Genomic DNA, 17920 nt, shown 5'->3' with positions numbered 1-17920 from the left:
ATAATATTAATAAAATCCTTCATTTGCGGGTGTGGTACCTGACAATATTTGAAAATGGAGGAATAACAAATGTTAAGAATGCTAAAAATATTTGCTTTTTTAATAATAGCTGTTGCCTATATGAGCATCGCATCAGCAACATATGGCGAAGAAGATATTCGAACCAATACAATGTTGACCACAAAACAAATCAATGAAATTGTTGATAGGACCCCACCATTAAAATCAGATTCAATTTGGAAATCTGAAAACTACGGGGTTCTTGCCACATATGGTAATATTCCTGAAAAACAAAAAGGTGTAGAATCATATGAATGGCAACTTTCAATTTCCAATGTGTCTGAATTAATTTTCAAAAACGATGCCTTGGATGAATATCTTTACAGAAATAACGGATTTATTATTGGATATGGATCTGTAATAGATGGATATATTGTTGTCATGACATATGATGAACTGGAAGATACGATTACAGATGAGGATTTAAAGAATATTCATAAAATTATTAATAAATACGCTGAGGAAAAAAAGATTGAAAACGTCCCGATTAAAATCATAAGTTCTGAAATGGGAGAGCCTTTAAAACCAAAGTTGGAATTTGCTGATGATACACAAAATTCAAAAGCGATTGATGATGATTATGAAAGTAAAGTTCGTCCTCTTATCGGCGGAATTCAAGTTTATAGTGATTACACCGGACCCGGAACAAGTGGGTATGCGGTCGTAAGCGACAACAATTCAAGTGAAAAAGGATTTGTAACATCTGCACACTTAGTTGATTTCGATAATTATTCAGTATACCAACCGACAAATGACTTCTTGAATTTAAACCAAGTTGGAACATCTGCTGTGTCTTATACAAATGTTGATGCAATCTATATTCCAATGTCGGATGTTGATGCGGAACTACATATAGGAAATGGAGAAACCATTGCTGTGGGTGGCTATACAGATTCTTCAGGCATAGATGTATATAGATCTGGAGTCACAACCGGATTGACAGTAGGCCAATATTATGGAAGAATCTATGACTATGAAATGAGTGGCGGTAATCTTCTTGATAGGGTCGGGTTCATGGAAGGACCAGTTGCACAAGCTGGAGACAGTGGTGGACCACTTTATTCAACCATGGATATTGCAGTTGGACACAGGGCTTTTGTTCTTGGAATCACTCAAGGGACATATTCGGGTAATGCCACAGGTTATGAAACGATGACTGTTTTCGTGCCATTTAGAGAAATTAAAGATAAATTGGGAGTTTCTCCTTTGACTAAATAAGAATAAAATAAATTTTATTCTTATTTTATATTTTGAGGTGATGTCCATGAACAACGCGAATAAAACAACAATTTTGATAATAATTTCTTTTTTGTTTTTTCTGACACTTGTGGTTTTTCCATTTTTTGCAGCAGGACAAACAGACTCGGACAGTTTGTCAAATGAAATAAGAGTAATCAAAACAGAAAATGATTTTTTTGAAAAAATAAAGCAGAATGGAGAAGATATTGCTGTCGGAACAGTTCCAGACCTGGAAGGAGAAGATGCATATGAATGGTATTTACAACTTGATTCTGTTAGTGAAAAAGTATACAATGAAGGATTATTAAATCCGTATTTAAGATCAAATAATGGGCCCGTAACCGGACATGGAGCAACTATGGCTGGTTATATCGGAGTGAGCATTTGTCCGAATTGTGAGATATCAAAAAGCGATGCTGATGAAATCATTCGAATTTATCAAGAGGCTGGAGAAGAAGCCGGAATTGAAAACATACCAATTGTCATTGCGAAAGGCTATCCCCAAAATGCAATATCAGAACCCGGGGAAAAATCAAATGCAATCCCCGGATATGAAATGATCTACTCGACTATTGTTTTTTTTGTTACAATCGGCTTTTTAATAAGAATCAGAAACAAAAAATAAAAGTAAAATGAATTTTTCCTAATATTTTTTATTTTGTTTTAACATCCCCCATACGATCTTATTAAAAAACCCGACAATTGCATTTGGTTCGCATCCATCCTTTTTAATTTGGACACACCGATCATAATTTGCCGGGACTTTTTTGTATTTCCGTATTGTTGTCAATCAATTCCAGTAATCTCTTGTGCATATCATTTGAGCGTGCTGATTTTTGACACGCGAACCGCTGCATTTTTGATTTAATGTGATTCATCCTCTATTACATCTTGGCGGATTTTCCTTGATTACATTGACGGCAAAGTGTTTGCAGGTTATGTTCTACTGTTTTGCCGCCCTTTGACACAGGGGTGATATGGTCAACCTCCAACAAAACGCCGTCATTTGAAGACTTGCCACAAATTCTGCATCTATAGTTATCTCGTTTCAAAATATCGTACCTCAGTGAGTCGGTCATTAATAATCTCTGATATGCTACACTTAGCTCTACTTCTTTTTGAGTTTTTATTTTTGCAAAGATTGTATCAAATCCCACCGTCCATCGTTCAGCATAATGATTTTTCTTTTTTGGAGAAGTATAGCTAATATTGCATACAATTTCCACCTGTACAGTCGGACGTAACAGCTTTCGGGTGCAAATCCTCTCTTCACGATTTTTATACCATGCGACCGTCATCGGGAATTTCCTCTTTATTTCTGAATAACTTGTGCCAGCGAAGTTATATTTTGCTACGTCATATTCGTTAAAATATTCATTCAATTTGATTTTGTTGTGCTCTAATTCATTGTATAAGTCGGTCCACTTCGGTTCTTGCTCGCGTATATACCCGCATAAGTAATTTGTAATGGAGTTTGCATTGTTGTTATTTCTAAACTTTTGCAAGCTATTGCATGAATACGGCACAATAATTTTTTTGTCATTTATGGTATAAAAAAGAGGTCTATATCTATTGTTTATGATTAACAATTCATTATATAACGTGCTATGTTTCTTAATCGTTGAAATGCAAATGCAATAACCGATAAAAACCAACAACACGAAAACTATGACTAAAATTAATATGGTTTGCATTTCAGAAACCGCTCCGTCTTTGATTAATGCAGGCTACCCGCATTCATATTTTTACTACAAAACATTCATGATATAAATCCATTATACAAAAAGATTTTCATGTTTACAAAAAAAATCGCGAATAATCTATAGACATCCATCCAGACTCGATTTTGAGGGAATTAGTGCCACAAAGCTAATTTGGACTACGTTTGATAGCAAGGCAGAGCTCGGTGTGTCAAGCCGGACTCACCTCCACCTTCACCAGAAATAATGAAGTTTACGGTATATGGGGAAACGTTTTTTGTTCCATATTATGAAATTGAATCTAAATGGGGAGTTATTCCATTGTCGAGACAATTCAAATCTCATTTTTTATTTTCTTCAAAAAAAATCCGACAACTGCATCTGATTCGCATCCGTCTTTTTCAATTTGGACACACCGACACTGATTTGCCGCGCCTTTTTGTGCTCCGTATTGGCGTCGGTGAGTTCCAACAGCAATTCCTCCGCATACCGCTTCAGCGTACTGACGTCTGATGTGTGAACGCTGTGGGTTTTGGACTTGGACACCGTTGAAAAATCATAAAAACGCAGGCTGACCGTAATCGTTTTGTAAAACATTTTTTTGTCGCTGAGGAGTTTGTGAACTTCTTCACAGACTGCGTGGCAGCCAAGAGACAACGCTTTGGGGTCCGCCGTAAACGGACTGAGGGAATAAAACCGGCTGATGGATTTGACATCCGCTGTTTCAATCACCGGAGATTCATCAAGGCCGTTGGCCATGTCGGAAAAAATAAGTCCCTGCTTCCCGAGTTTTTCAAATAAAAACCGCTTATCGGTTTTGGCTAAATCGCCGACAGTTTTGATGTTGTAAAGATCGAAAAATTCGTTGGTCTTTTGCCCGACTCCGGGAAGTTTTGTGACAAAGAGCGGTGATAAAAACGAAAGCAATTGGTCCGGCAGAACAATTGTCATCCCGTCCGGCTTTTGAAATCCGGACGCGATTTTGGCAACGGATTTGTTCGGCGCAATGCCAACAGAGCACGTCACTCGTTCCGCCGCGAAAATTTCATTTTTAATGAGCTGGGCCGCCGCTTTAGCATCGTCATATGTTTTGACATTGTCCAAAAAAAGCGCATAGGCTTCGTCAATGCTGACCTGCTGAACGGTTTTTGTGTGTTTTCCGATGATTTTAATGATATTTTCCGACACTTGTTTGTAAAAATCACGGTTCATGGGGAGAAGAATGACATCGGGACAAAGTTTTAAGGCTTCCGAAAGCGGCATCGCCGAATGAAGCCCGAATTTACGGGCCGGATAAGACGCGGCACTGAGAACGCCTCGGGGGGCGTCCTTTTCCAAAGAATAGGTTTTGGAACAAACCGCCACCGGTTTGTCTTTAAGGTCCGGACGGTCACGGATTTCAACAGACGCGAAAAAACTGTCCATATCAATATGCATCACAATGTTATTTTCAGGCATAGGTCATCGGTTTTGTTTTTGTGTGTTTTATGTCTTTTGAATGTCTTAATATCGTATTTTATTGTTTATTGCATTTTGTTTATTGCATTTTGCTTCGGGTGCCGTCCGCGCGCGTTACGGCAACAAATTTTTAAAAAATCAACCAAATCGACGGGTCATTTTTATTTTCCGGCAATCTCTAAAAACCGCTTTTTGGCTTTTGTTTTGACATCGCCGAACAAATCGTTTCCGTGGCAATCAATGCCAACCACAAGCGGCCCGAAATTTTTAACCGTGAGTTCCCAAACAGCCTCAGGCATTCCTAAATCTTCCCAATCGACCCGGTTCACACTTTGAATCATGTCCACCGCAAGCGCGGCGCAGCCGCCCGTGTATGATAAATAGATACATTTTCCCACGAGCGTTTCTGCAATGTTTTCCATCCCGCCTTTTCCAATCAAAATTCGAATATTGTGAAAATCCAATATCGTTGGCGTCATTTTGGTCATCCGGTCACTGGTTGTCGGACCCGCGGCAACCGCATGCCAGCCGGATTTGGTTTTCTCCATGACCGGACCGCAATGGTAAACGGCGGCGCCTTCCAAATCAAAGGGAAGGGGTTGATTTTTTTTGTCAAATTCCATAATTCTAAGATGGGCCTCATCTCGGGCAGTTAGAACTGCTCCCGATAAATAAACAATGTCGCCGGTGTTGATTTTTTGAATGTCTTCAAATTTGAGCGGCGTTGTCAAATAATATGTTTTTTGAGAAGCGGGCGGATTGGATGAATTTGACGGGAGCATTTTATTCCTCCTCAAAAAAAGCGGTTGCATGACGGTTTGCCCAACACTGAATGTTGATGGCCACAGGAAGCGATGCGGTGTGACAAGACGCTTTTTTAATTCGGACCGACAAAGCGGTCGTGTCTCCACCCAGTCCCATGCACCCGATTCCAAGCGAATTAACCGCCGTTAGGATTTCCGATTCCATTTGAGAAAGCGCATCCTCCGGATTTTTTCCGATATCGAAAAGAAGCGCTTCTTTGGCCAATTTGGCACATTGATTAAAAGATCCACCGATTCCGATTCCGATAACGACCGGAGGACAGGGTTTTCCACCGGCATCAAGAACCGTTTTGGCGACAAATTCCATGATTTTGGATACTTCCGTCGGATTAAACATCCGAATCGTGCTCATGTTTTCCGAACCGGCCCCTTTGGGCGCAACCGTGATTTTGAGTGTTTTTCCCGGAACAAATGCATAATTGATTTCCGGAAGGCCGTCACCCAAATTGTTTTTGGTGTTGTGGCGGGAAAGCGGGTCTACGACATTGGGACGGAGCGGGATTTTTTGTGTCGCTTGGGCGCAGCCATCTCGAATCGCGCCTTCCAAATCAAAATCAATGCAAAGACCACGTCCGATTTCAACAAAGAAAATGAAGATTCCCGTGTCTTGACAAATCGGAATTCCTTTTTGGGCGGCAATTTCAATATTTTTTAAAATAGAATGCAGTTGCGTTTTAGCGGTCGGGTTGGACTCTTTTTCGGCGGCAGCCCGAAGAGCCGACACGACATCTTGGGGAAGATGAATTTCCGATTCGCGCAAAATTTCAACAACAGCATTTGTAACGGATCCAAAGGAAAGGGAAGGAATGGAAATCAAAAAACCACCGATTTTATTTTGATCTTATGAAAAGATAATCTCAAATTCAAAACAGCGTCATGGTTTATAAATTCATGGAAATAATTTTTGTGGAAAATAATTATGGAAAATAATTATGGAAAATAATTATGGAAAATAATTATGGAAAATAATTATGGAAAATAAATTCATAGAAAAAGTTCTATATTTATAAAAAATTGATAATAATAGATAGGTTTTTAATAAATTGGTTTGTTGTGCTCCTTACTTTTGCAAACATCTTTACAAAATAAAATCATGAAAAGGAATAAATAAAAAATATTAAAAAAGGATCGGGAAGTAAATGACAGATAAAAAAGAGAAATCAAAAGAAAATATAAATTCAGAAGAAAATGCAACCGGTTCAAACTCGATTCCGGAAGAGGACGACGCGATGTTTTCCTGTCCGAATGAAAATAAGGAGATGACGGCACGGGACTGGAATCGAATTGGAAGAGATTTGATGTCGGCCGGCGCTGTTGAGGAAGCTTTGGTTGCGTTTAACAACGGTCTTGCGTTGGATCCTCAGAGTTTTGATTTGTTGAAAAATAAAGCGGATGCGCTCAGTCGGTCCGGACAAAAAGACGATTCTTTGAAAATGTATGAAGACGCTCTTGAAATGTACCCGGACAATGCCAAATTGCTTTGTTTTGCCGGTTTTGAAGTTTTGGAATCCGGAGATCGGGAGAAAGCGATTTCTTATTTTGAAAAAAGTGTTGCGCTTGAACCCGATATTGCTTTATCGTGGTTTGGAAAAGGATTGGCTTTTGGTGAAATGATGGAGTTTGAAAAAGCCATCGAGTGCTATGACAAAACAATTGAAATTTCTCCGGATTTTACGAAAGCCCTTATCGGAAAAGCAATTTCCCTTTCCGCTCTTGGAGAATATGAACAGGCCATTTTATTTTTTAACCGAGCTTTGGAACTGGACCCAAATGATGTGGAAATTTGGTATTACAAAGCCCTTGCTTACGATGCTCTTGGAGATGGTGCCAATGCCGTCATCGGATATGAGAAGATTTTGGAAGAACATCCCGATTTTGATGATGCCTGGAATAATTTGGGTATTTTGAAAAACGCAATGGGACAATTCGATGACGCTTTGATTGCTTTTGACCGGGCAATTGATATCAACAGCGAGCAAGCGGATGTTTGGTTTAACAAAGGATACACGCATGCGATGCTGGGCGATTTTGAATCGGCCGTCAAAGCTTTTGAAGAAGCAATTCTGATTGCACCTGATTTTGAAAATGCTTATATGGAGGCGGCTTTTGCGTCTGTTCAAATGGGAAAAACAGACAAAGCCCTCATGCTTTACGAACAGGTTTTAACGATTCAGCCATCGGCGGAAGCTTGGTTTGGAAAAGGAATTTGCCATCTTGCCGCAAATGATATGAAAAAAGCGGAAAACGCATTCGAAAAAGCATATGAAATCGACCCGAGATATAAAGAACTGGTCGACGCGCAAATGAAAAAGACCGGGTGTTGAAAAATAAGAACTGACGGCAGCATCAAAAATAAAAACTGACGGCAGCATCAAAAATAAAAACTATCGGCTGCACTGAAAACGAGAATCAATGATGGAAAAAAATTAAAAATGATAGTGTTTTCACACGCTTTTTATCCGTCATTGTTTTCGATCAAAATAAATGTTTTTGCCGGAAACGCTCAGCGGTACCGCGAACGCATATTCCGCGTCAATCATTTTTGTGATGCAGGCAGTCGCGCCGGCGGAATACAAAATCCGGCTGTCTAAACACATGTCTTTTGCCCGTGAAACGGCGGACCCAAGAGCAATGCCCAAATCCACCGATTTGACAGCACAAATCGGTCCGTCAAAGGAAGCGGGTGGATTTTTGCTTTTTTCATTTTTCTTTTCGGCAAATCCGGCACAATTTGTTCCGCAGGCGCCGCAATTAAGGCCGAGCGGTTTTGAATTTTTTAAACCGATAAGGGTAACAACGTCTGAATTTCGAATGTTTCCGGCATCACGAATAAAAAACGCACCGTTTTTCTCAGCCAGTTTTTCCATATCTGTTGCCAATATTTCCTTTTCATTGTCGTCTAAAATATATGTGACAAGGCTGTCTATTCCTTTTCCTTTGGGAGCGGTTCTGGCGGCCACCAACATTTCTTTCGCCATTTGAAGAACAGCTTCCTTCTCAACATCCACTTTCATAAAAAGAAAAACGACTTTTTTGTATTAGTTTTTTTGGATTTGAAAATAGATTCAAAATTTTGATTGATTATTTTTCCGAAATATTTTTCAAAAAATTTATCCAAATAATTAATTTTTGCCCTGACATCCTTTCTAAAAAAGATTTGAAATTTAAATCAAAAATTATTGTATACAACTGTCATTATTTTTAAAAAACATTCTTTTTTTTTCAAAAATTTGAGAAAAAATAAAGGAAAATATTGTAAAAATCAAATTTTGGATTTAATTAAAAATAATTGAAAAATGTCAACAGGTATTTTATTTAAATATTTGTATTTATTTTTAAAATATATTTTTAAAATAGATATAAAAATATTTTTATCTATAAATATTTCATCAGTTTTTATTTCCAAAAATATTTGATTTTTATTCAATTAAATTGATTCTGAAGAAAAGGAGGCATTTTTATTCAAAAGGATGAACTGTTGCAAATACATGCGGATTTGGCAAAAATGAAGAAACGATTTGAAAAAATCGGCTATGTTCAAGAATTCAACGAATATTACAAATTAGACATCAGCCCGGTTCATGTCCACAAAAGCAAAAATGAACATAAGCAAGCCGTTTCCGTTTTGAGTAATGCGTTAGCCGTTGTGGTCGAAGAACAGAGCCGTTACCATACAAAACCCGGCAAAAAGGAAAACGAAAGAGAAAAGGAGAGATGAAAGGGAAAAAACAAAAACAGAAAATAAACGAAAAACAGAAAATAAACGAAAAACAGAAAATAACGAAAAACAGAAAATAAACGAAAAAACGGAAAAGAAAGTGAAAAGGAATAAATAGGTCTTCATTCATGGATTTTTATACTATCATTTCTGTGGTGGAGAAAATGGAACCTGAGAAAAAAAAAGATATTTTGGAAAAGGGAGCGATTATTCAGCGTGATGGGGAAACTTATGCAATTGCGCCCCATACGCCGGCCGGCCTTTTAACGCCGGAAATTCTTCGAACAATCGCGGACACCGCTGAAAAATACAATGTGGCTGCTATCAAAATCTCTTCCTCTCAAAGAATTGTTTTGGTCGGGCTCAAAGAAGAAGATTTGGATGATGTTTGGAGTGATTTGGGAATGAAACCCGGGTCCGCTATTGGTATTTGTGTTCGGAGCGTTCGCGTCTGTCCCGGAACCACTTTCTGCAAACGCGGCAAACAAGATTCCATGAGTCTCGGACTTAAATTGGATGAAAAATATCACAGCATGCAACTGCCAGCCAAAATGAAAATCGGCGTTTCCGGATGCTTGTTTTCATGTTCCGAATCCGCTGTCCGTGACATCGGTTTTATCGGGGACACAAAGGGATTTAAGTGTTATGTCGGCGGAAATGCCAGTTCCAATCCAAAAGTCGGCGAACTCATCGCTGAAGAATTAACACAAGACGCCGCTCTTGAACTCACGGAAAAAATCATTCAATTTTTAAAAGCGAAAAATTCCAAAAAACGACTCGGAAAAGTCATTGAAGAAATCGGCATGGAACAATTTAAAAAAGAAATCGGACTCATCTGAGTCCTTTTTTATTTTTTGTGTTTTTAAATCTTTTCTTTTTTTGTGTTTTTAAGCTTTAATTTGTTTTTTAATTCTTGTTTTTTAATTCTTGTTTTTTAATTCTTGTTTTTTAATTCTTGTTTTTTAATTCTTGTTTTTTAATTCTTGTTTTAACTTTTGCATTCTTTTTTTACATTTTTAATGTAAATGTTGGCAAAATCAGACGCGATTCGCGTCTGATTTTGTTAAAAATCTTTTAATAAGAACAAACAAAACAAAAGAGGGATTTTTTTGATTTAAAATTTCAAAGATGAAATCAAAAAGCAATAAAAAGACAATATTTTTATTTTCGTTCCTTCTTTTAAGGACATATGACTCTTTCTTCAAAATCAATAAAATTAAGTCCGCCGGATATTTCCGAAATTCTTAAAAAAGAAGGAGCGGATGCTTATCTGTTACACGGAAATATTCATGATTCGGATATTTATTATGCCACCCGTTTTTTGGCATCAGACCCCTTTTCTTACATTTTGTTCCAAGATTTGTCAGAGATATTACTGGTTTCCGATATGGAAAAAGGACGGGCGGACAACGAATCCCGAATTTCGGCCGAAAACATCAAAACGACATCCGATTATGATTTTCGAGGAAAAATAAAAACTTTTAAAAATTCAACATTGGCATATGCCGCTGTTTTAAAAGAAATGATGGAAAAAGAAAATGTGAAAAAAGTCGCCGTCTCTTATGATTTTCCGGCATTTTATTTCGATCGGCTCAAAAATGATGAAAATGGCGGCATAGATGTCGTTTTAATCCAAACGCCGTTTGAAAAAAACCGTTCTGTCAAATCGGACCGAGAAATCGAATAGATCGGAGAATCCCAAGCCGCTGCCGAAAAAGCAATGGAGGCCGCGATTTTAATGATTAAAAGAAGTGTTTCGCAAGATTCCGGTCTGCTTGTTTTGGAGGATGAAATTCTAACCGGTGACAGGGTTTTAAAAGAAATTGATCGCGTTTTACTCAAATTCGGATGCGCCGGCGAAGAGACGATTGTTTCCTGTGGAGAAGACAGTGCCAACCCACATGGAAAAACTTATGGTCCGCTCTATTCTAATCAGCCGATTGTTATTGATATTTTCCCGCAACACAAAAAAACCCGTTATTTTGGAGACATGACCCGGACAGTCATCAAAGGAAAAGCATCGGCCGAACTTTTACGAATGTATGATGCGGTTAAAGGCGCACAAGAAATCGGCGTCCAAACCGCAAAGCCGGGTGTCACGTGCAAAGAAGTTCACAATGCTGTTTGCGATTATTTGGAAAAAGCCGGTTATTTGACTTACAGAGGCGGCTCAAAGATCGGATTTATTCACACAACTGGGCATGGTGTCGGTCTTGATATTCATGAAACGCCAAGCGTTTCTGAAAACGATCACATTTTGGAACCCGGAAATGTCATCACCATTGAACCCGGTCTTTATTATCCCGGAATCGGCGGCATTCGAATCGAAGACACGATTGTCATTACAAAAGACGGCTGCCGGAATCTGAATCGGATGGAAAAAAAGTTTGAAATTTGAAAAAATCGGTGTTTGAAAAATTGGTGTTTGAAAAATTGGTGTTTGAAAAATTGGTGTTTGAAAAAATCAAAATTTGAACACAAACAGTAAAATATAAAATAACATGAAACAAATAGGCGTTCATCATGATTTCACAGATTAAAAAATCCAAAAATACGGAAGAAATTTTGGACAAATACCGGGCAGCCGGATTAATTCATCATCAAGTGATGGCAGATGCGCGTGAAAAAATTAAAACCGGTTTGTCACTTTACGAATATGCCGTTTACATTGACCGGCGTATTATTGAACTGGGTGGACAATCCGCATTTCCCGTCAACATTTCTTTAAATGCGGATGCGGCACATGACACGCCTCTTTTTGAAGACACACGGGTTTTTGGAAATGATGTGGTTAAAGTCGATGTCGGCGTCCATGTGGATGGTTATATCGCAGATGGCGCCATGACAATTGATTTATCCGGCAAAAACGCAGCCCTTGTCAAGGCAAGCGAAGAAGCACTCAAAGCCGCGATTGACACGGCAAAAGCTGGAATCGGAACCAACCAAATCGGAGCGGCCATTGAAGACATGATTACAGCGCTCGGATTTTCGCCGATTCGAAATCTGATGGGACACGGTCTGTCTCAATATACGACGCATGCGGAGCCCTCTATTCCAAATTGCCGTTTTTCACGAGAAGTTATTTTAAATGCCGGCGACACAATTGCTATTGAACCATTCGCGACGGATGGTATGGGTTATGTGGACAACGGAAGCATTAAGGAAATTTACTCCCGGATTTCTAAAAAATCAACACGTCTTCCGATTGTTCGAAAGGTGTTGGACCAAATTGATGCTTATCACGGCTTGCCGTTTGCCAAACGTTGGCTGACATCGGAAAAATTGGATTTTTCCTTGAATCAATTGGAGCGGGAAGGCATATTGACCAGTTATCCGGTTTTGGTGGAAGTGGCGGGCGGACTTGTCTCTCAAGCAGAACACACCTTAATTATTACGGAAGACGGCTGTGAAGTCACAACAAAAATGTGAGCAAATAAGTCGAATGAATCCGAATTGTTTCCGTCCGAATTGTTTCCAAATTTTGTTTATTTAAAAATTTTAATTCAAAATTTCAGGTGTTTTTATGGTTTTTGTTTCATCTCGAATTGTTTTTGGTGAAAATGCTTTTACTGAAAAATTAGTCATTGAAGACAAAGAATTTGAAGGTTTTTCAATTTCTGTTGATGTTGCACCGTTTTTATTGATCCGGACAAAGGAAGGATGTATTTTAGGTTGCGGATTTTTGGACGTTGCCGCGGCAGATGCTCTTGATTCTTGTGCTTTTAAAGTCAAAGGTGTTAAAACCTTTGAAGAGATGCTGCAAGCGAAAGTGGTTGAAGTCAGCAAAGCGGCCAAAAAGAAAGGAATCAGTGTTGGAATGACCGGAAAAACAGCCTTGATGAAGTGTTGAGTAACGAAAATGTTGATTTATAAATATTTTTAGCGTTTTAAACATTTTAAATATTTTAAAAATATTTTTTGTTTTGAGATATTTTGTTTTAATATTTCTTAATTTTGACAGGGAATAAATATGTCATTTCTGAATTCGGTTTCTTGCCGCGATTCCTCTGTATTTTTGGACATTGAGGTGACGCCGGGGTCTAAAAATATTGTGGTGCCCAGCGGTTATAATGAGTGGCGGAAACGAATTGAAGTAAAACTTTCGGAAAATGCTCAAAAAGGAAAGGCCAATGATCAACTTTTATCGGAATTGGCAGCGCTCTTTGATATCCCGCGTTCACAAATTTTTTTAGAAAACGGGACAACCGCATCCAAAAAAACAATTCGGCTGGAAGGAATTTCTTATGAGAATGTTTGCCGGATTTTAGAAAAAGCATTACTGTCTTTGAGCAGATAATTTTTACGACTCGCCGAATTGTCATCACAGGATTTGAAGGGACCATTTCAATCTCTCTAAAACTTGATTTTACCGGCAATATATAAATTTGCCCTTTTTTCCAACCTCCATAAGCATAAATAGGACAAACTCTTTTTTGTGCACAGAGGTTACTTCTATGGAATATTCTCAAAAAAATCAAAACATATCTGATTTGTCAGTCAATTTTGGCAACAAATTTTTGTCTAAAGTTTACGGCTGGATGATTTTGGCACTTTTTTTAACGTCTCTCGCATCTTATGCGATTCTCAGCACGCCTTCACTTCAAGCGTTTTTCCTTGGAAATATGCTTTTGGTTTGGGTTTTGATGTTTGTTGAACTGGGTCTTGTGATCGTTTTGACCCGCAAAGTGGAATCCATGGAAACATCAACAGCCGCTCTCGTCTTTTTGGTGTATTCAATCCTCACCGGAATTACGATTACACCACTTCTTTATTATTACTCGGAAGCGACCGTCTTTATGGCGTTTGGCGTTTCCGCCGGCATGTTTGCCGGAATGAGCGCAATCGGCTATTTCATTAAAAGAGATCTCAGCGGCATGGGCCGGTTTTTGATGATGGCGCTCATCGGTCTCATTATCGCGATGGTGGTCAATATTTTCATTTCAATTTGGTGGCCGCAAACGGCATGGGGATTTAGTTTTGCCCTCAGTTGCCTTGCTGTCCTGATTTTTGCCGGACTTACCGCCTACGATACGCAAAAAATTAAAAAAATCGGCGAATCCATTGAGCACGACCCGTCAAGACACCAAAACATTGCAATTATTTGTGCGTTGACACTTTACTTGGATTTCATCAACCTGTTTTTGAACATGCTTCGAATCATGGGTCGAAACAACTAAAATAGAAAACTATTGCAACGAACTTTAATTTTAATATAAAAGCCAGACTCGCTGCTTTTGTTGAAGTCTTTTAAAATTTGCCGCCATAACGCGCGATGGCGGCACGCAAAAACACAAAAAACAATAACAAAAAACAATAGATAAAAAACAATAGATAAAATAAGAAAATCAGGCGGATACGCCTGATTCTGTTTTTATGAACAACATCCGTCCCCATTCGGCAACCCATGCGAAAAACTCGGCATAAACCGGATAGTGATCCGAAACCGCAGTTGTCTGCGTTGCATTCAGCCCATACGCCGCACTGTAATTGTAAACACCCAGGTTTCCGGTGACATACGGTTCTAAGGATTTGGTAATCACAATCCGGTCATAGGTGTTGTTGGTTTTTGTGGTCGTGGTCATGTTATTTCCAATCAGCCAAACATATTTTTCAGATTTCAAATCCGAGCTGCCGCTTTCATTGAAATAAGAGCCATCCGCATTGAAATCACCCATGATGACATAATTTTCTTGTCCGACATAGATGGTTTTGGCATATTCCACGACGTGATTCAATTCATTAATTTCCGCTTTGGCATCATCGGGTTTTGTGTGAATGAGAATGAAAACCGCATCGAAGTTTCCAATGTTGGACCGGAATGTAACCATGTACGGTTCCCGCTCAAACGGATCGGCGCCATCCGGTTCCGGATAGGTAATCGGCTCGCTGGCAACGTAAACTTTGTCTTTGTTGTAAATGTATGCGTATTGTTCTTTGCTGGAAGAGCGCCCAAGCCGGCTGCTGACAACATAATCGTAATTGTAAGGCGTTCCGTTTTCATCGGTTCCGGAATTGACGAGTTGTACCAATTTCGGGAGGGATTCGCCGGAAGCATCGCGAATTTCCTGAACGCCGATAATGTCGTAATTTCGGATGGTTTTAGCTAGAACATCCATGACTTCCGCATTAGAAGCCTTGGAAGCGCCGAAAATTTGAATATTAAATGCGGAAACGTTGACACGCGTGGTCGGTCTCAAATCTTCGCCGCAAATGCCGCAAACTTTTGTTTCGTTCGTATCATTTGTTCCATTCGTTTCGTTTGTTCCGTTGGACTTATTTGTTTCGTTGGAGACATTTGTGGAAACATTGGAATTGTTGGTCAGATTGTCACTTGTGTTGGGAGAGGTGTTCACATCACTTCCGTTGATGATTTCACCCAAGCTGATGCATCCTGAAAACAAAGTTGTCAGGAGCATGAAAATAAGAAGAAGAGGGAGCAAATTTCGTATCTTCATAGTGAAGAAAATCTATCCGAACATATTTAATATTATTCCAGAAGCGGAGATAGAATTTGTAATTATATTTAGATATGTTTAGAAATAAATGGAACCAATGACTCAAAAAATAAAACAGTAAACAAAAACAGTAAACAAAAACAGCAAACAGATACCTCAACCTTACCACAATAAAATAGTTATAGCCACCCAAAAATCCAACAAAGAAATTTTTATTTTTGAAAAAATAACTCAAATTGTTGTTTCGTTCCGCAACTTTTTTTCAAAGTTTTCCATAAATTTCAGCCTCTCTCTTGCGATTTCTTTTGCGGTATTCGTATTCAGCCGGTTGGGAATTTCTTGCGGTTTGTAGCACATGTACGCATAAAATCCATCGATCGGATCTTTTTCATAAACTGTTTTTTTGGAATTGCCTTTGTCAACTCCGGCCAAATTTTTCAGCATCCGAAGCGACCCCATAGAATAAATAGATCGAAAAACACCGACAGCCCCTAACGCATCCAGCCGATCGGCATCTTGTAATATTTGTGCCTCTATCATTTCCGGCTTTGAGCCGGAACTGAACCGATGAGACAAAATCATGCTGCAAACTTTCTCAATTTGAAAATCGGAAAGCACATCCGGATATTTGCGCTGTTCCTCTTTCAGGAAATCAAAGGCCATCTCCGACCCGTAAACAGCATGGTCTCCACCCAATTTGTTTTCTTTCGGCGTTCCGATATCATGCAAAAGAGATGCCAATCGAAGCGTGAAAATTTCTCCGCCTTCATACTTTTGAAGATGGAGGGCCATTTTTTCAACGCGAAAGACATGGCCGATATCATGAGATGTTGTTTCCTGACCCAGAATTTGAACCATAAAATGGCGTGTGTCTTCAATAATAAAATTTTCCGTGGCGGATAGGATGGTCATATTTTCACAAACGGTTACATTTTTATTTCATTTTGTGCTTGTTTTTATTTTCACTTTTATTTCATTCCATCATCAAATCTGCGCCACGCATCATAATTTTTCTTCTTTTTTCTTCCCGCTCTTCCATTTCTTCGAGTTCTTCGGGGGTCGGCTCAACCGGTGTGGTTCCCAAGAGTTCGTTTTGTTTTTCGAAAAGATGTTCTTTCATTTCTTCCATAGCGTCAGCCAAGGCGGCTTTGTTGTCAAATTCTCCAATGATTTCCCAAAGTTCATCCTCGCTTTGAAGGGTTAGTTCCGGAATCATTTGAATCATATTGGAAACCACGCGGGTAATGTTATCAACAATGCTCACCTGCGCTGTTTTAGCGGTTCGGGAAAGCGGATTTAAATCCACTGCAATCACCAATTTTTCCAAGTCGGTCAGTGCTTGGCAGCGGTCGCCGTCCTCAAGCGGCACAAAAACAACATCCGCCGCAAAAATTCCTTCCCGCTCCACTTTAGAGCGTTCATGAGATAAATTCAAAAGAGGTTCAGCATTTTCTCCTAAAACGCAAGTCGCGCCATATTTTTTGAGTTCGTCCGCAATTTTTTTGACGCGCTCGGGTGTCCGGTGGAAAAGATTCACCTCAAGTTTTGCGCCGACCAGTTCTGAGAGTTGTACTAATTCTTCGGGAACAAGTGCAGCAGTGTTTCCATTCACGGAAATAACGGGTTTTTCCGCCAAAAGCAAAAGGGCGGTTGCCACCATTTCTGCATGACGGGCGCTGTCTGTTGTTTTTTCGCCAATCAAATAATCAAAGGCTTCACCGCGTCCTTGAGCAGTCAGTCCTTGCGGGCTGGTGATTCCGCGCTCAACTCCGGAAACGATTTTTTCACGGGCCAGTAAAGATTCGTAACGGGGATGGTTTTTGGGAATATCTGTCATATTTTTCCTTGCCTGATCTCTGATATTTTTGAAAAATTAAAAATTTTGAAAAAATAATGTATGAAAAAATTAAAAAAATGTGATGGATTATTTGCAAAAGAAAGTGTTTCGTCTTAATTAACTGTTTTGATGATAAATGTTGAAATCTTTGAGATTTTCGATTTTTAAAAAATTAAATTGTTTTACAATTTAATTTTTAAAGACGTATACAATGAGTAGACAGTTGTTTCAATCAGATTTAAAATCTTTTTAGCGGATTATGTGCCAATGACAAAAGAATATACTCGAAGAAAACCGGTCATTAGCGGAACCATTAATCCGACCAACAAAAAGAGGATTGATGAACTTGTTAAGGACGGTGAATTCGCCAGTGTTTCCGATTTTTTAAACCAAGCCGTTTCCGATTATTTGAAAAATTTGGGGAAACCTCCGGGAAATTTGTCCTTCGGAATGGATCGGGAAATGATCGAGGAAGTCGTCCGAGAGCAAATCACTCTGTATTATGCGGAAATGAAAGATAAAGAATTAAAAGAAAACGAAATGAAAGAAAGACAAAACAAAATGAAAAGCATGAGATTTAAGTAATTAAATTATTTTTCTTTTCGATTTTTCAGCATTTTTATTTCTCT

21 protein-coding genes and 1 pseudogene are annotated in these 17920 nt (G+C 38.9%); 12 read left to right on the top strand and 10 right to left on the bottom strand.

Features of this window, described 5'->3' with window-relative positions; translation table 11 throughout:
* The first annotated feature begins 69 nt into the window (after nt 1–69).
* Together MsAm2_RS00325 and MsAm2_RS00320 are read left to right on the top strand one after the other, a co-directional pair.
* Nucleotides 70–1278 (top strand): chymotrypsin family serine protease, encoded by a 1209-nt coding sequence (locus tag MsAm2_RS00325; protein WP_338097838.1) that lies wholly within the window; start codon nt 70–72, stop codon nt 1276–1278.
* 46 nt (nt 1279–1324) lie between these two features.
* On the top strand, nt 1325–1924 hold the full coding sequence (locus tag MsAm2_RS00320) for a hypothetical protein (protein WP_338097837.1): 600 nt from the start codon (nt 1325–1327) through the stop codon (nt 1922–1924).
* A 121-nt stretch (nt 1925–2045) separates the two neighbouring features.
* On the opposite strand, the gene MsAm2_RS00315 is transcribed toward MsAm2_RS00320, so the two are convergent.
* The 5 genes from MsAm2_RS00315 to MsAm2_RS00295 form a co-directional block, all read right to left on the bottom strand.
* Nucleotides 2046–2177 (bottom strand): hypothetical protein, encoded by a 132-nt coding sequence (locus MsAm2_RS00315; RefSeq protein ID WP_338097836.1) that lies wholly within the window; start codon nt 2175–2177, stop codon nt 2046–2048.
* Between the two features lie 6 nt (nt 2178–2183).
* The gene (locus tag MsAm2_RS00310; protein WP_338097835.1) at nt 2184–2597 is read right to left on the bottom strand and encodes an HNH endonuclease; all 414 of its coding nucleotides are present in this window, start codon (nt 2595–2597) and stop codon (nt 2184–2186) included.
* A gap of 759 nt (nt 2598–3356) precedes the next feature.
* Nucleotides 3357–4457, bottom strand: coding sequence for a DNA polymerase IV (gene dinB / locus MsAm2_RS00305; RefSeq protein WP_338097834.1), 1101 nt, complete (start codon nt 4455–4457; stop codon nt 3357–3359).
* Nucleotides 4458–4618: 161 nt separating this feature from the next.
* Entirely contained in the window at nt 4619–5239 is a 621-nt protein-coding gene (locus tag MsAm2_RS00300; protein WP_338097833.1) for a FumA C-terminus/TtdB family hydratase beta subunit, read from the bottom strand.
* A 1-nt stretch (nt 5240) separates the two neighbouring features.
* The gene (locus MsAm2_RS00295; RefSeq protein ID WP_338098537.1) at nt 5241–6089 is read right to left on the bottom strand and encodes a fumarate hydratase; all 849 of its coding nucleotides are present in this window, start codon (nt 6087–6089) and stop codon (nt 5241–5243) included.
* Between the two features lie 331 nt (nt 6090–6420).
* On the opposite strand from MsAm2_RS00295, the gene MsAm2_RS00290 reads away from it, so the two are divergent.
* A complete protein-coding gene (locus MsAm2_RS00290) occupies nt 6421–7605 on the top strand; it encodes a tetratricopeptide repeat protein (protein WP_338097832.1) in 1185 nt (394 codons plus the stop codon).
* Nucleotides 7606–7743: 138 nt separating this feature from the next.
* On the opposite strand, the gene MsAm2_RS00285 is transcribed toward MsAm2_RS00290, so the two are convergent.
* Nucleotides 7744–8295, bottom strand: coding sequence for a ferredoxin domain-containing protein (locus MsAm2_RS00285; RefSeq protein WP_338097831.1), 552 nt, complete (start codon nt 8293–8295; stop codon nt 7744–7746).
* A 440-nt stretch (nt 8296–8735) separates the two neighbouring features.
* Between MsAm2_RS00285 and MsAm2_RS00280 the strand changes: the two genes are divergently transcribed.
* From MsAm2_RS00280 to MsAm2_RS00265, 4 genes are all read left to right on the top strand, one after another.
* Complete coding sequence (locus tag MsAm2_RS00280; RefSeq protein WP_338098536.1) at nt 8736–8999, top strand: UPF0058 family protein; 264 nt, start codon at nt 8736–8738, stop codon at nt 8997–8999.
* A 128-nt stretch (nt 9000–9127) separates the two neighbouring features.
* Complete coding sequence (locus MsAm2_RS00275) at nt 9128–9838, top strand: nitrite/sulfite reductase domain-containing protein (protein ID WP_338097830.1); 711 nt, start codon at nt 9128–9130, stop codon at nt 9836–9838.
* Between the two features lie 350 nt (nt 9839–10188).
* Entirely contained in the window at nt 10189–10686 is a 498-nt protein-coding gene (locus tag MsAm2_RS00270; RefSeq protein ID WP_338097829.1) for an aminopeptidase P family N-terminal domain-containing protein, read from the top strand.
* Nucleotides 10687–11397 (top strand): M24 family metallopeptidase, encoded by a 711-nt coding sequence (locus MsAm2_RS00265; protein ID WP_338098535.1) that lies wholly within the window; start codon nt 10687–10689, stop codon nt 11395–11397. It begins immediately after the preceding gene.
* Here MsAm2_RS00265 and MsAm2_RS08330 read toward each other — a convergent pair.
* Entirely contained in the window at nt 11342–11521 is a 180-nt protein-coding gene (locus tag MsAm2_RS08330; RefSeq protein WP_420846988.1) for a pentapeptide repeat-containing protein, read from the bottom strand. The genes MsAm2_RS00265 and MsAm2_RS08330 overlap by 56 nt on opposite strands.
* Nucleotide 11522: 1 nt before the next feature.
* On the opposite strand from MsAm2_RS08330, the gene map reads away from it, so the two are divergent.
* The 4 genes from map (at nt 11523) to MsAm2_RS00245 (ending at nt 14176) form a co-directional block, all read left to right on the top strand.
* Nucleotides 11523–12428, top strand: a complete 906-nt coding sequence (map, locus tag MsAm2_RS00260; RefSeq protein WP_338097828.1) for a type II methionyl aminopeptidase — start codon at nt 11523–11525, stop codon at nt 12426–12428.
* Nucleotides 12429–12522: 94 nt separating this feature from the next.
* Nucleotides 12523–12849 carry a YunC family protein gene (locus MsAm2_RS00255; RefSeq protein WP_338097827.1) on the top strand — a complete coding sequence of 109 codons (327 nt, stop codon included), beginning with the start codon at nt 12523–12525 and terminating at the stop codon, nt 12847–12849.
* A gap of 120 nt (nt 12850–12969) precedes the next feature.
* Nucleotides 12970–13296: a DUF167 domain-containing protein gene (locus tag MsAm2_RS00250; RefSeq protein WP_338097826.1), complete on the top strand. Its 327-nt coding sequence runs from the start codon at nt 12970–12972 to the stop codon at nt 13294–13296.
* A gap of 157 nt (nt 13297–13453) precedes the next feature.
* A complete protein-coding gene (locus MsAm2_RS00245) occupies nt 13454–14176 on the top strand; it encodes a Bax inhibitor-1/YccA family protein (RefSeq protein ID WP_338097825.1) in 723 nt (240 codons plus the stop codon).
* 168 nt (nt 14177–14344) lie between these two features.
* Here the strand turns inward: MsAm2_RS00245 and MsAm2_RS00240 are convergent, their stop codons facing one another.
* The 3 genes and pseudogenes from MsAm2_RS00240 to MsAm2_RS00230 all read right to left on the bottom strand — a co-directional run.
* Entirely contained in the window at nt 14345–15415 is a 1071-nt protein-coding gene (locus MsAm2_RS00240; protein WP_338097824.1) for an endonuclease/exonuclease/phosphatase family protein, read from the bottom strand.
* 270 nt (nt 15416–15685) lie between these two features.
* Nucleotides 15686–16366 (bottom strand): HD domain-containing protein, encoded by a 681-nt coding sequence (locus tag MsAm2_RS00235; protein WP_338097823.1) that lies wholly within the window; start codon nt 16364–16366, stop codon nt 15686–15688.
* A gap of 193 nt (nt 16367–16559) precedes the next feature.
* A pseudogene (locus tag MsAm2_RS00230) lies at nt 16560–17291 on the bottom strand (4-phosphopantoate--beta-alanine ligase); the annotation flags it as partial.
* Between the two features lie 267 nt (nt 17292–17558).
* Here MsAm2_RS00230 and MsAm2_RS00225 point away from each other — a divergent pair.
* Nucleotides 17559–17876: a ribbon-helix-helix domain-containing protein gene (locus MsAm2_RS00225; protein ID WP_338097822.1), complete on the top strand. Its 318-nt coding sequence runs from the start codon at nt 17559–17561 to the stop codon at nt 17874–17876.
* Nucleotides 17877–17920 lie beyond the last annotated feature (44 nt).

Origin of the sequence: Methanolapillus ohkumae, from assembly GCF_032594355.1 — an archaeon.
Classification (GTDB): domain Archaea; phylum Halobacteriota; class Methanosarcinia; order Methanosarcinales; family Methanosarcinaceae; genus Methanolapillus; species Methanolapillus ohkumae.
The sequence above is the reverse complement of the archived record's forward strand: the minus strand, read 5'-3'. Positions and strand labels throughout refer to the sequence as shown.

What these genes read in the sequence shown, in the direction of transcription:
- MsAm2_RS00325 (WP_338097838.1), top strand. Translation starts at nt 70, where the DNA reads ATGTTAAGAATGCTAAAAATATTTGCTTTTTTAATAATAGCTGTTGCC.
- MsAm2_RS00320 (WP_338097837.1), top strand. Translation starts at nt 1,325, where the DNA reads ATGAACAACGCGAATAAAACAACAATTTTGATAATAATTTCTTTTTTG.
- MsAm2_RS00315 (WP_338097836.1), bottom strand. Translation starts at nt 2,177, where the DNA reads ATGAATCACATTAAATCAAAAATGCAGCGGTTCGCGTGTCAAAAATCA.
- MsAm2_RS00310 (WP_338097835.1), bottom strand. Translation starts at nt 2,597, where the DNA reads ATGACGGTCGCATGGTATAAAAATCGTGAAGAGAGGATTTGCACCCGA.
- dinB (WP_338097834.1), bottom strand. Translation starts at nt 4,457, where the DNA reads ATGCCTGAAAATAACATTGTGATGCATATTGATATGGACAGTTTTTTC.
- MsAm2_RS00300 (WP_338097833.1), bottom strand. Translation starts at nt 5,239, where the DNA reads ATGCTCCCGTCAAATTCATCCAATCCGCCCGCTTCTCAAAAAACATAT.
- MsAm2_RS00290 (WP_338097832.1), top strand. Translation starts at nt 6,421, where the DNA reads ATGACAGATAAAAAAGAGAAATCAAAAGAAAATATAAATTCAGAAGAA.
- MsAm2_RS00285 (WP_338097831.1), bottom strand. Translation starts at nt 8,295, where the DNA reads ATGAAAGTGGATGTTGAGAAGGAAGCTGTTCTTCAAATGGCGAAAGAA.
- MsAm2_RS00275 (WP_338097830.1), top strand. Translation starts at nt 9,128, where the DNA reads ATGGATTTTTATACTATCATTTCTGTGGTGGAGAAAATGGAACCTGAG.
- MsAm2_RS00270 (WP_338097829.1), top strand. Translation starts at nt 10,189, where the DNA reads ATGACTCTTTCTTCAAAATCAATAAAATTAAGTCCGCCGGATATTTCC.
- MsAm2_RS08330 (WP_420846988.1), bottom strand. Translation starts at nt 11,521, where the DNA reads ATGAACGCCTATTTGTTTCATGTTATTTTATATTTTACTGTTTGTGTT.
- map (WP_338097828.1), top strand. Translation starts at nt 11,523, where the DNA reads ATGATTTCACAGATTAAAAAATCCAAAAATACGGAAGAAATTTTGGAC.
- MsAm2_RS00255 (WP_338097827.1), top strand. Translation starts at nt 12,523, where the DNA reads ATGGTTTTTGTTTCATCTCGAATTGTTTTTGGTGAAAATGCTTTTACT.
- MsAm2_RS00250 (WP_338097826.1), top strand. Translation starts at nt 12,970, where the DNA reads ATGTCATTTCTGAATTCGGTTTCTTGCCGCGATTCCTCTGTATTTTTG.
- MsAm2_RS00245 (WP_338097825.1), top strand. Translation starts at nt 13,454, where the DNA reads ATGGAATATTCTCAAAAAAATCAAAACATATCTGATTTGTCAGTCAAT.
- MsAm2_RS00240 (WP_338097824.1), bottom strand. Translation starts at nt 15,415, where the DNA reads ATGCTCCTGACAACTTTGTTTTCAGGATGCATCAGCTTGGGTGAAATC.
- MsAm2_RS00235 (WP_338097823.1), bottom strand. Translation starts at nt 16,366, where the DNA reads ATGACCATCCTATCCGCCACGGAAAATTTTATTATTGAAGACACACGC.
- MsAm2_RS00225 (WP_338097822.1), top strand. Translation starts at nt 17,559, where the DNA reads ATGACAAAAGAATATACTCGAAGAAAACCGGTCATTAGCGGAACCATT.